This is a genomic window from Flavobacterium sp. TS_SC_5 (assembly GCF_056156265.1).
Genome location: NZ_CM149588.1, coordinates 3,746,384 through 3,758,540, shown reverse-complemented (window position 1 = coordinate 3,758,540; position 12,157 = coordinate 3,746,384). Strand labels below are relative to the sequence as shown.

Here is a 12,157-nt window from a genome sequence, read left to right as displayed (position 1 = left end):
TAACAAATAAAGTTTTATGAGAAAATTTTACTTATTTCTTTTTCTAATCATTGCTACTGCAGGTTTTTCACAACAGGATGCTTGGGTATATTTTAATGCAAAGTCCAATTCTAAATTCTTTTCCGATTCACCATTGAAAATGCTTTCTCAAAGAGCGTTGGACAGAAGAGCCAATCAAAGTATTGCCCTAGATTATAAAGATGTTCCAGTAGAAGCAACTTATATCAGTCAAATAAAATCAGTTGCTGGAATTACTGTCATGGCAAAATCTAAATGGATGAATGCGATTCATGTTCGAGGGGAACAAGCGGCTATAAATTCGTTAGCACTATTTTCTTTTGTCTCTAAAGTTGATTTTGCGGACAAATCGTTAAATCAATTGGGGAAAATTGCAAAATCCACGAAGGTAAAAAAGGGAAATAAAACGAAGAAAACTAAAATTGACTATGCTTATGGATCCTCATCGAATCAAATTAAGATGCTTAATGGACAACTATTGCATCAGCAGAATTATACCGGGTCAGGAAAAATAATTGCAATATTGGATGCTGGTTACCCAGGAGTAAACACCACACAGCCTTTTCAAAGATTAAGAGATAATGACCAAATTTTGGGTGGTTATAACTTTGTTCTTAGAGATTCAAATTTTTATACAGGTTCTTCACATGGAACATCTGTGCTTTCCACAATTGGAGGATACAAAGAGAACTCGTTAGTAGGAACGGCGCCTGATGCCTCTTATTATTTATTCATCACCGAAGATGATACATCTGAAAATCCTGTAGAAGAATCTCTTTGGGTTGAAGCTGCAGAAAAAGCGGATAGTTTAGGAGTGGATATTATAAATACTTCTTTGGGTTATTTCGATTTTGATAATGAAGCTTACAATCATACGTATAGTGAAATGAATGGCACAACTGCATTCATGTCTCGCGGTGCCGAAATTGCATTTAGCCGAGGAATGATTTTAGTTACTTCAGCTGGTAATTCAGGAAATTCATCAGATCCGCATATTGCTGTTCCTGCTGATGCTGTTTCGGTGCTTTCTGTTGGAGCAGTAACAGCTTCTGAAATAATAACTTCATTCAGTTCAACAGGGCCATCTTTTGACGGAAGGATAAAACCGGATGTCATGGCGCAAGGGCAAGCTGCTATAGTTTCAGATGCAGCAGGAAATATTGTAACAGCAAACGGAACTTCTTTTTCTGGCCCAATTATGGCAGGAATGGTAGCTTGTTTATGGCAGGCATTTCCTGAAAAAACTAATCAGGAAATCAGAGCATTAATACTACAATCATCCGATAAATTTTTGGTGCCAAATAATCAATATGGATATGGTATCCCAGATTTTGGATTGGCGGTTAGCAATGGATTAGCTTCAACATCTCTTTCGAAAGACGATTTTATAATTTATCCCAACCCGGCAAGTGATTTTGTTTCGGTTTCTTTACCGGCAAAGTTTGAAATTGGAACCGTTTTTATTTTTACCATTTTGGGACAAAAAATATTTGAACAAAAAATCACTTCTCAATCATCAATTATTTCATTGAAATCTCTTGAAAAAGGAATGTATCTTTATAAAATGAAATCTATCGGTTTCTCTAAAACGGGAAAAATAATAAAACAATAATAGCATTATTACCACATGAATAAAATCACAGCACTTTTTAAAATAAAATATCCAATTATTCAAGGAGGAATGATTTGGAACAGTGGATATAAATTAGCAAGTGCTGTCAGTAATGCAGGAGGTTTAGGTTTAATAGGAGCTGGCTCTATGTATCCTGAAGTTTTGCGCGAACACATTCATAAATGTAAAAAAGCCACTTCAAATCCTTTTGGAGTAAATGTTCCAATGTTGTATCCCAACATTGAAGAAATCATGAAAATCATTGTTGAAGAAGGCGTAAAAATCGTTTTTACTTCGGCTGGAAACCCTAAAACCTGGACTTCATATTTAAAAGAAAATGGCATAACGGTTGTGCATGTTGTCAGTAGTTCGGTATTTGCTTTGAAGGCGCAAGATGCCGGTGTTGATGCTATAGTTGCTGAAGGTTTTGAAGCCGGAGGACATAATGGAAGAGAGGAAACTACCACTCTTACGCTAATTCCTATGGTAAAAGAGAAAATAAAAATCCCATTAATTGCTGCTGGGGGTATTGCTACTGGTCGTGGAATGTTAGCCGTTATGATTCTTGGTGCAGATGGAGTTCAGGTTGGAAGTAGATTTGCAGCATCTTTGGAATCATCAGCTCATGAAAATTTCAAGGAAACTATCATAAATACTAAGGAAGGTGATACACAATTGACTCTGAAAGAATTAGCTCCGGTACGCTTAATTAAAAATAAATTTTATCAAGATGTGCAGAATTTATATCAAACTTGTCCAACAAAGGAAGATTTAGTTGTTTTATTAGGAAGAGCAAGAGCAAAAAGAGGTATGTTCGAAGGAGATTTAGTTGAAGGAGAATTAGAAATAGGACAAATAGCAGGGATTATTCATGAAATAAAGCCAGCGGGAGAAATCATTAAGGAGATGATATTCGATTTTCAAATTGCTAGGAAAGAAGTACTAAATTTTGATTTTTAAATAATGAATAAAACAAAAATATATATAATCTTGTTTTTTTTGGTTCTAGGTTTGCAAAATTCCTTTGGACAAAATTATAAGTTTAAAACCTCGGGCTTTAGTGTTTTGGAAAAAAATGAAAAAGGTAAATGGGGCAAATGGTCTGATTTAAATTTGGTTAATTTATTAGTGACATTGGACACTAACAAAAGTAGGATAGTAATTTATTCTCAGATTATTCAATTATTTGAAATTATTGAGTATCAGGAAACTGAGGAAAATGATGCTGATATTGTATATTCTTTTTCCTGTAAAGATAATGAAGGAGTCAATTGCACCCTTTCAATCATTACCCGAAAAAAGCAAGATAACAGGAAACAATTGTACATCAATTATGACAATAGGATTGTTGTTTATAATATTTTCAACATGTAAAAAGGGTCTTCTTATGTTTTTTTATTAATTAAACTATTTCTATATCTTTAATAAAATCATCATACTCTGAATAAAATACTTCCAAAGCACTCATTTTTTCATGGTAAAAATCAAAAATTTCATTCCAGTATTTTTGATTGCTAACGCCGACATTTAATTTTTCAACCCAAATGCGACTAATAGTTTTACCGCTTTCTAGAGTGTATTCTTTTTCAAAAATTAAATCTTTGATAAATTCCTCTTCTAGAATATTTTTTAAAGCTTCGAGTTTTTCAAAATAAGCAATTCTTTTTTCGTCACTTCGATGTTCGATATCTATTAGGACCTGCGCTTTTTTATTGTCTACATAAAATTTAAAAGAGAAATCTTTAATCTTAGTATCATATAACAGCCATTTGCGCGGATATTTTTCTGCAAATGCAATCCAGAATTCGCGCTTCAATCTTTGGGTTTCCACTTTGCTGTACATAATAGTTATGACTTTTGGTACTAGAAAATTTGTGCAACCGTATTTTCTAGACTACATTTATATTAAATTTCAGTGTGCAAAAATAGACTTTGATTATGGATTTTCAAGAATTTTTACAATTTGTTCCCAAATTAATTGATGCTAAGCTTCCTGCATTTGAGGCGCACATCAAAATGGCACCTTTAGAACGGTTGGAAAGTTTAAAAAATATATATTTAGAGAATAAAAATCCAAGGATAGCGGCTGTGATGATGCTTTTTTATCCTAAAAATGAGAGAACCCATTTAGTGTTGATTGTTCGGAAAACTTATGAAGGAGTTCATTCAGCACAAATTGCATTTCCTGGAGGAAAATACGAACTGGACGATGATAATTATGCTGAAACAGCTCTTCGAGAAACGCATGAAGAGGTAGGTATTCATCCGGATAAAATTGAAATTCTTAAACCGTTTACGGAATTGTATATTCCGCCAAGCAATTTTATGGTGCATCCTTTTTTGGGTATCAGTAAAGAAGAACTTGTATTTGTACCTGAACCCTCTGAAGTTGCGGAGATAATAGAATTGCCATTGTCCATTTTTCTGAGTGATGGTATTGTAGTTGATACGAATTTGTCTACTTCCTATGCAGATAACATCAATGTTCCAGCATTCAAAATTGAAAGTCACATCGTTTGGGGTGCTACTGCAATGATGTTAAGTGAATTAAAAGAAGTCTTGAAAGAAGTGCTTGGCACTTCAATTTGAAGTTAAATTAATGTGATGGAATTGTAAATAACATCAAATATTAATTTCGTAAGTTTGCTAATTGAATATTAAAAACACAAAATTTTATGGGATTGTTTAAGAGAAATCCTTTTGGTCACATACTATTTGTAAAGAAATGGTTGATTCGAATTTTCGGTGCCATCACACATAGAAGATATAGAGGATTTAATGAACTTCAAATCGAAGGTTCAGAAATTATCAGGAATTTACCGGATACCAATGTACTTTTTATTTCCAATCACCAAACCTATTTTGCTGATGTCGTTGCCATGTTTCATGTATTTAATGCCAGCTTGAGCGGACGCGATGATACTATCAAGAATGTTTGCTATTTGTGGCAACCTAAAATGAATATCTATTATGTAGCTGCCAAAGAAACTATGCAGGCGGGATTATTGCCAAGAATTATGGCTTATGCTGGTGCAATTTCAGTAGAGCGTACTTGGCGTGCCAAAGGAGTTGATGTTCAGGAGAAAAAAGATATTAACCCCGATGATACTGAAAATATAAAAATAGCTTTAAATGACGGTTGGGTAATCACTTTTCCACAAGGGACAACAAAATCGTTTAAACCGGTTCGTAAAGGAACAGCGCACATTATAAAACAGCACAGACCAATCGTAGTTCCTATAGTTATAGATGGTTTTCGTCGTTCATTTGATAAAAAAGGATTACGAATGAAGAAGAAAGGAATTCTCCAATCTTTTATTATAAAAGAACCGTTGGACATTGATTACGATAACGATACCATAGAAGAAATTGTAGAAAAAGTGGAATATGCAATTGAGCAACATCCTTCATTCCTAAAAGTTATTCCATCTGAAATTATAAAGGAGCAAGAAGAATTGAACCGATTAAGAAAATGGGAATATTAAATAAAAAAAAGAGGCAATTGCCTCTTTTTTTATAGATCGATTTTCTTTAATTCCGTATAATTTCTATTCAATTTTTTTAATAATATGCCATAAATCAATTGGTAAAAAAGCCATACAATACCTAATAAGACAATTATGAAAATTAACATCAAGATACAAGTGAAAAATATTCTAGCTCCATTATCACTTCCCGTTGTTGATTTAATTTGAATCTCATTGATAAACAATACCACAGAAACAAAAAATACAAGAAACAAATTATATCCTATATAATATCGGACTGTTTTACGTGTGTTTAAAATGCATTCCATTAATTTTTTAGTACTTGAAGTGACTGATATAGAGCGATAATTCTTATAGAATAAATACATAAAGAATAATGCTACACCATAACTTAAATAATCTAAAACAGTAATGAAAATTTCAATTGTTTCAGATTCACTTATCTTTTCATCAGGTAGTAAGAAACTCAAAGAATTTAATACTACAAATTCAATAATGCTAATAATAAAAATCCACTTTACAATCGAAGATGATTTTTTATGTATCATTTTATAAATTTCCATTTCCGTTACCTGCTCAAAAAAGTTTTCGCTCTTTTGCCAATCTTTCTTTAATAAATCCAGCTCTTTCATATTCCTTACGGATTTAATATTTTTTTTAATTTCCCTTTAATTCTATTCATTTTCACCCTCGCATTTACTTCACTAATTCCCAATGTTTCTGATATTTCCTGATAATCCTTGTCCTCCAGATACATAAATACCAACGCCTTTTCAATATCATTCAACTGGTAAACCGCTTTGTACATCAATTTCAATTGTTCCTCCTCTTCATAGTCGTATTCCACATCATTCAGGAAATGTTGTCGTCCTTCAAATTCGATAGTATTTATGGATCGTTTTGTTTTTCGGTACAATGTAATCGCCGTATTTAGCGCTACTCGATACGCCCAAGTAGAAAATTTGCTGTCACCCCTGAATTTTGGAAAAGCCTTCCACAACTGAATCGTAATTTCCTGAAACAAATCCTTGTGTGCATCATCGCCATTAGTATATAACCTACAAATCTTGTGGATTATATTCTGATTTTCCTGCAACTGCTTCACAAAAGAATGTTCTAAATTATCACTCATATATACGTTAGTAAGTCAAAACTGGTTTTTGTTACAAAGTAAGGAATAAAATAATACTTCTCAAATTTGTCATTACGAGTTACGAAGCAATCAGGAGCACAACTCCTTCATTTCATAATTAATACTCGTCCCGCTGTACATTACAATCTTTATTTCCTGATAAAAATCAGTAAATAAAGGATTTTCATTACCATCGGGGCTAACAAAGACGTTTTTTTTTCAGAAGAACATTTCTAAAACAAACAAAAATTTCGATACTATTTGATGAAATGCAACAATAGAAAACTTTGTATCTTTGGTTTTTAACAATTTTGAACTTTTTTTCAAACATGAACATCCCAAATTCAACTTTGCCCAGAATAGTCATTATAGGTGGTGGTTTTGCGGGAATCGCTTTAGCCAAAAAACTAAAAAATAAAAAAGTTCAAGTTGTTCTTCTAGACAAACACAATTACCATACATTCCAACCCTTATTATACCAAGTTGCTACAGGCGGTCTTGAAGCCGGTTCCATAGCGTATCCAATCCGAAAAGTGATCCAAGAATACGATGACGTTTATTTCAGACTCACCAATGTCCAAGAAATAGACACTGAAAATCAAAAAATAGTTACCGAAATTGGAGAATTAACTTATGATTATCTCGTGATTGCCACTGGTTCCAAAACCAATTATTTTGGCAACAAAGAAATTGAGCGCAACAGTATGGCCATGAAAACCATACCGCAATCGCTAAACATCCGCAGTCTGATTCTCGAAAATTTTGAGCAAGCTGTTTTAACCACCGATGTTGCCGAACAAAACAGTCTGATCAATTTTGTACTCGTAGGTGGCGGACCAACAGGAGTAGAGCTTGCGGGAGCTTTGGCCGAAATGAAAAAAGCCATTCTGCAAAAAGATTATCCCGATCTTGATATTGCAAAAATGGAAATCAATCTCATTCAAAGCGGGGACAGAATCCTGAATACCATGAGTGAGAAATCCTCTCAAGCTGCCGAAAAATTTCTAACAAGTTTGGGTGTAAAAATTTGGAAAAACGTCCGAGTAACCAATTATGACGGACGCACCATAACCACAAATTCCGATTTGATATTTGAAACTGCCACGGTAATCTGGACAGCAGGCGTTCAAGGAGCTCTTGTTGCTGGACTGGATGGAAAATCCTTAGTTGAAAAAGTAGAACGCATACGTGTCAATGAATTCAATCAAGTAGTTGGTTATAAAAACATTTTTGCCGTTGGTGATATTGCTTCCATGGAATCCGAAACCTATCCGCAAGGGCATCCCATGATGGCACAACCTGCCATGCAGCAAGGAGAATTATTAGGCGAAAACCTAATTAAATTAATTGAAAACAAACCCATGAAAGCTTTCGAATATAATGACAAAGGATCAATGGCAACCATAGGAAGAAATAAAGCGGTTGTCGATTTGCCAAAATACCATTTCAGTGGTGTATTTGCTTGGTTTGTATGGATGTTCGTGCACCTGTTTTCCCTTATTGGATTCAAAAATAAAGCCGTCGTTTTCCTGAATTGGGTCTACAATTATATTCGTTTTGATCGGGAAGGAAGATTAATCATTAGGCCTTACAAAAAGAAAAGTTTTACAACATTTACGAGTGATGAAGTATAGAAAAATGAGTTATGAATGATAAGTTTTAAGGTCTTGTTCATAACTCATAACTCTTTATCGTTGTAATAATTCACCATCAAATTCACAAATTTACTATAACCTTCTATGCCGTCTTTTTGTTGGTTTACTTTCAGGAATTGGTCGTAAAAAGCATGAAAACCTTTATCGATAATCGTGTCGTATTGTTTCCAGAAATGTTCACTTTCTTTATAATTTTTCAAAATCCCGGGATTTACAGTTTTCAATAATTGTTTAAAAACAGCCTCGTCTCGGGCTTGCCAATTGCCTAAACAATATCTCAAAGCCATGCTGTAACCTGCATATTGAATGTATAAATCATCATTTTTTACAGAAGCTAAAAACCCAATAAAGTTGCATTCGCTTTCGCTTGCGTAACCCATCTGATGTGCCATTTCATGATTCGTAGTCATAGGAAAACTATACATTGGACCCAAATAATTAACCTGTGCTTCATTGGTAAACGGATTTAAATAGCCTCCAAAACCCATATACGTCAACGGCAGGCTAAACAATGATTTCTTGGTGCTTAACTTGGAATAGGAAAAATAAGGATATTCCGCGGATAGGTTTTTGTACCCATTCAGACTCATTTCAAAAACCTGTTCTTGTGAGTAGGGAAATACCACTTTCGAGCTGTCGTTTTTTGTGAGTTGGTTTTGAACGGTATTGGTTTTAGCAATTATTTTTTTGGTGAAAGCCAGTAAATCAGTATCTGAATAGTCTTTTTGAATTTCCATTTTTTCAAAAAGCGGTTCACGGTAGTAATTCAGCGCCCAAAGGACATGAAACAAAAAGTAAAAAACCGAAACAAAACTCAAAATACTAAAAATAGTGTCTTTCCAATCGGATTTCCAAGTTTTTCGTCTATTCCAAAGCCATTTTAAAATAAATAAAATAAGGATAAAATAAAGGCAGTCACCCACAGAAAAAGGAATTCCACCCAAAACACTTCTCGAAAATAACGAAAGAATCGGATAAAAACCATTGCTGTACCAATTTTCTACCTGTTCCGGGTAAAAGGGAATAATTTGCAAAAGCAGTATTTGGATCAATAGAAAGGAGGAAAGGAAATATTTTGTTTTCAATGTTTGAATTTTGGAAATGTAAATATAATTACAATATCAATTACTATAATAAGGAATTTAAACTTTGTAACTTTGGGACTTGTAAATGTTAAACCTCAAACAAAAATAAATGAGTCAAGAAATAAGAAATCTGGAACCAAAAGCACTTTGGAATAAGTTTGCAGATTTAAATGCCGTGCCTCGTCCTTCAAAAAAAGAAGAACGCGTAATTGAGTTCATGAAAAACTTTGGAAATAATTTAGGATTGGAGACTTTCGAAGACGAAATTCGCAACGTAATTATCCGCAAACCGGCAACTGCTGGAATGGAAAACCGAAAAGCAATTGTGCTTCAAGGGCATTTAGATATGGTACACCAAAAAAATGCGGACACTACTTTTGATTTTGATACACAAGGAATCGATATGTATGTAGATGGAGATTGGGTTCGCGCTCGCGGAACAACTCTTGGTGCTGATAACGGTCTTGGAGTTGCAGCTATTATGGCAATTTTAGAAAGTACGGATATTCCGCATCCTGCAATAGAAGCATTGTTTACTATTGACGAAGAAACAGGAATGACAGGAGCGTTGAACCTAAAAGGAGGTATTCTTCAAGGTCAAATTCTTTTGAATATGGATACCGAAGAAGATGATGAAATCGACATTGGTTGTGCTGGAGGTATTGATGTAACGGCTACTGCTGAGTATGATGAAGAAGAAACTCCAGAAGGGTCTGTTGGATATACGATTACCGTAAAAGGATTGAAAGGTGGGCATTCTGGAATGGATATTCACAAAGGGTTGGGTAATGCCAACAAAATCATGAACCGATTATTGTTTGATGGTTTTGATAATTTTGGTTTACAAATTTCTGAAATAAAAGGAGGAAGTTTACGTAATGCGATTCCTCGTGAAAGTCAGGCAAAAGTAATTATTGCTGAAGTATACGATGAAGCTTTTGTTTTTGACATGCAGCAAATTGTAAATGAAATCAAAACAGAGTTTAAAACAACGGAGCCAAATTTAGAAGTTGTTTTTGAGAAAATGGAGGCAGCTCCTGCTAAAGTAATGCCTACAATTGCTCAGTTTTACTTTGTAAGATCGATGTATACTGCTCACAATGGAGTGTATAGAATGAGTGCTGATTTTGACGATTTAGTCGAAACATCAAATAACATTGCCAAAGTAATTGTTGGAGACGGGCAACTTTCAGTACAATGTTTAACTCGTTCTTCGGTTGAAACCTCTAAGTTTGATTTGGCTAATGCGCTGCGTTCCGCTTTTGAATTAATGGGTTGTGAAGTAGAATTCTCAGGCTCGTATCCTGGTTGGACGCCAAATTCAGAGTCAGAGATTCTGGATGTTTTAGTTCCAATTTACGAAAAACAAAACGGTGAAAAACCAAAAGTAGTAGCGTGTCACGCAGGATTAGAATGTGGAATTCTAGGGACTAATTATCCAGATATGGATATGATTTCTTTTGGACCAACGATTCACGGTGCACATTCCCCTGATGAACGAGCGAGTATTTCTTCTTCTCAGAAATTCTGGAAATTTGTATTGGAAATATTAGAAAATATTCCGGTGAAATAATATTTAGTTATTGAAAAAGTGATTGGTGTTCAGTTGTTAAGGAGTCAGTATTTAAACTGAACACTTCTTTTTAAACTGAACACTGACCACTAATTATTAGTCTCTTTTAGGAGCGTTCTTCTTATCTCTCTTTTCTTCTTTCTTTTCTTTAGCCGTTTTTAAAGGCTCTTTTTTCGCAGTTTTTTTTGCGTCTTGACTTTTTGCCATGATATAGATATTTAGGTTATGTTTTTAATTCTTGATTCAGGTAAATGTATATAATATTTTTGATTTGTTTTAAATATTATTTTAAAAAATCCCTATCGATGATTAATAATTCAACGCCGGTAGCTGCTATAGACCGATGCGAACTTTCATTGTCTGAGACGATATAAGTCATTCCTTTGGAAAGTATAACTTGTTCTCCAGATTCTAATTCACTAATGAAATCTCCTTCAAGACAATGTACAATATGGCCTTTCTGGCACCAGTGGTCTGCTAGATATCCTTTGGAATAGGTTACTTTGCGAATTCTAAGTCCACCTAATTGTATAGTTTGCCAATGCGCAATTCCTGTTGTGCCGATATGTTCAGTTTTTTCTATTGAATCCCAATCAATAGTTTGAAAAGGTATAGTAGACATATATTTTACTTTTTAAATTGTTGAAATTTTGATTTAAATGGTATCATTCCAAAATAAAATTCCCCAATTTCTTTTAGAATTGAGGAATGATTTAATTTGTGAAAGCTTGTTTACTAAGATTTAATTAGATGTTTTATTTTTTCTTTAAAACTTTATATTCTTCATAACAGCCGCTGATAGCGTCCATAATCTGTAAGTCGTTAGCTGTTTTTATAAAGGATTCAGAGTAGTTGCAACGTTGCAAAATTTCAGGTATTTCATTTTTGTCAATTCCTAAAAGTACGGCGATAGTTTCTCTATCAAATTTTGATTCCAAAAGATTACGCACGGTATCATCTTTCTTCATTTCTTTAAGTTTCTTGAGCTCTTTTGGTTTATTACCAAAAAAGTTATACAACATATCTGCCGGATTAAAGATGGAGCCAAGAACTCTTCCAAAGGCATTTGGAGAATATTCACCTGCTTCATATCCTTGTGTTAAACCTGAAATACTATAGCGATAATTTTCTTTTACGGGAATAATTTTGGTGTCTACTTCAAGATAACCGGTTAGATTAAAAGGTCGTATTACCACTTCTTCAAGTGCGATTGCTTTTTCGGTAAGTTGAATTTTAGTGCTTTTATTTTTGATCCAGTCATTGGTCACTCGAACGCGAAGGGATTGAAATCCCAGACTGGTGATGTGAAGTGTGTCGTTCACTTGAACGTCTATCTCAAAAAATCCTCCTGAATCAGTTGTTGCGCCTCTTACTTTATTGATGTTAATGATATTTACGCTAGATAAAGGTTGTTTGGTAGTATTGCTGATGATAATTCCATCGACTTTTTGGGAGGCTTCTTTAACTTGCGCAAAAGCGCTTATGGACAGTACTAAAAAAAAGAAAACTACAAAATATTTCATAAACTGATTTAAGACTTTAAAAGTAATAAAACAGGATTGAATATTTTGTAGTTCCAGTATAATTATAAGAA

13 protein-coding genes are annotated in these 12,157 nt (G+C 34.0%); 7 read left to right on the top strand and 6 right to left on the bottom strand.

The window, feature by feature from the left end:
• Positions 1-16: 16 nt before the first annotated feature.
• The 3 genes from AC0J6S_RS16195 to AC0J6S_RS16185 are packed head-to-tail and all read left to right on the top strand — an operon-like array spanning position 17 to position 3,004.
• Positions 17-1,630 carry a S8 family peptidase gene (locus AC0J6S_RS16195; RefSeq protein WP_474954764.1) on the top strand — a complete coding sequence of 538 codons (1,614 nt, stop codon included), beginning with the start codon at positions 17-19 and terminating at the stop codon, positions 1,628-1,630.
• Between the two features lie 15 nt (positions 1,631-1,645).
• Positions 1,646-2,590, top strand: a complete 945-nt coding sequence (locus AC0J6S_RS16190) for an NAD(P)H-dependent flavin oxidoreductase (protein ID WP_474954763.1) — start codon at positions 1,646-1,648, stop codon at positions 2,588-2,590.
• 3 nt (positions 2,591-2,593) lie between these two features.
• Positions 2,594-3,004: a hypothetical protein gene (locus AC0J6S_RS16185; RefSeq protein ID WP_395381338.1), complete on the top strand. Its 411-nt coding sequence runs from the start codon at positions 2,594-2,596 to the stop codon at positions 3,002-3,004.
• 28 nt (positions 3,005-3,032) lie between these two features.
• Here the strand turns inward: AC0J6S_RS16185 and AC0J6S_RS16180 are convergent, their stop codons facing one another.
• Positions 3,033-3,473, bottom strand: a complete 441-nt coding sequence (locus AC0J6S_RS16180; RefSeq protein ID WP_474954762.1) for a DUF4268 domain-containing protein — start codon at positions 3,471-3,473, stop codon at positions 3,033-3,035.
• A gap of 95 nt (positions 3,474-3,568) precedes the next feature.
• Here AC0J6S_RS16180 and AC0J6S_RS16175 point away from each other — a divergent pair, with 95 nt between their 5' ends.
• Complete coding sequence (locus AC0J6S_RS16175) at positions 3,569-4,219, top strand: NUDIX hydrolase (protein WP_474954761.1); 651 nt, start codon at positions 3,569-3,571, stop codon at positions 4,217-4,219.
• A gap of 86 nt (positions 4,220-4,305) precedes the next feature.
• Positions 4,306-5,115 (top strand): lysophospholipid acyltransferase family protein, encoded by an 810-nt coding sequence (locus tag AC0J6S_RS16170; RefSeq protein ID WP_474954760.1) that lies wholly within the window; start codon positions 4,306-4,308, stop codon positions 5,113-5,115.
• A gap of 29 nt (positions 5,116-5,144) precedes the next feature.
• On the opposite strand, the gene AC0J6S_RS16165 is transcribed toward AC0J6S_RS16170, so the two are convergent.
• A complete protein-coding gene (locus AC0J6S_RS16165) occupies positions 5,145-5,750 on the bottom strand; it encodes a hypothetical protein (RefSeq protein ID WP_474954759.1) in 606 nt (201 codons plus the stop codon).
• Between the two features lie 5 nt (positions 5,751-5,755).
• A complete protein-coding gene (locus AC0J6S_RS16160; protein ID WP_474954758.1) occupies positions 5,756-6,250 on the bottom strand; it encodes an RNA polymerase sigma factor in 495 nt (164 codons plus the stop codon).
• A 329-nt stretch (positions 6,251-6,579) separates the two neighbouring features.
• On the opposite strand from AC0J6S_RS16160, the gene AC0J6S_RS16155 reads away from it, so the two are divergent.
• Positions 6,580-7,884: an NAD(P)/FAD-dependent oxidoreductase gene (locus AC0J6S_RS16155; protein WP_474954757.1), complete on the top strand. Its 1,305-nt coding sequence runs from the start codon at positions 6,580-6,582 to the stop codon at positions 7,882-7,884.
• A gap of 44 nt (positions 7,885-7,928) precedes the next feature.
• Here the strand turns inward: AC0J6S_RS16155 and AC0J6S_RS16150 are convergent, their stop codons facing one another.
• Positions 7,929-8,990, bottom strand: coding sequence for a DUF3810 domain-containing protein (locus tag AC0J6S_RS16150; protein ID WP_474954756.1), 1,062 nt, complete (start codon positions 8,988-8,990; stop codon positions 7,929-7,931).
• Positions 8,991-9,099: 109 nt separating this feature from the next.
• On the opposite strand from AC0J6S_RS16150, the gene AC0J6S_RS16145 reads away from it, so the two are divergent.
• Positions 9,100-10,563 carry an aminoacyl-histidine dipeptidase gene (locus tag AC0J6S_RS16145; protein WP_474954755.1) on the top strand — a complete coding sequence of 488 codons (1,464 nt, stop codon included), beginning with the start codon at positions 9,100-9,102 and terminating at the stop codon, positions 10,561-10,563.
• 283 nt (positions 10,564-10,846) lie between these two features.
• Here the strand turns inward: AC0J6S_RS16145 and AC0J6S_RS16140 are convergent, their stop codons facing one another.
• Both AC0J6S_RS16140 and AC0J6S_RS16135 read right to left on the bottom strand, forming a co-directional pair.
• Positions 10,847-11,185 (bottom strand): DHCW motif cupin fold protein, encoded by a 339-nt coding sequence (locus AC0J6S_RS16140; protein ID WP_474954754.1) that lies wholly within the window; start codon positions 11,183-11,185, stop codon positions 10,847-10,849.
• A gap of 133 nt (positions 11,186-11,318) precedes the next feature.
• The gene (locus AC0J6S_RS16135) at positions 11,319-12,086 is read right to left on the bottom strand and encodes a carboxypeptidase-like regulatory domain-containing protein (RefSeq protein ID WP_474954753.1); all 768 of its coding nucleotides are present in this window, start codon (positions 12,084-12,086) and stop codon (positions 11,319-11,321) included.
• Positions 12,087-12,157 lie beyond the last annotated feature (71 nt).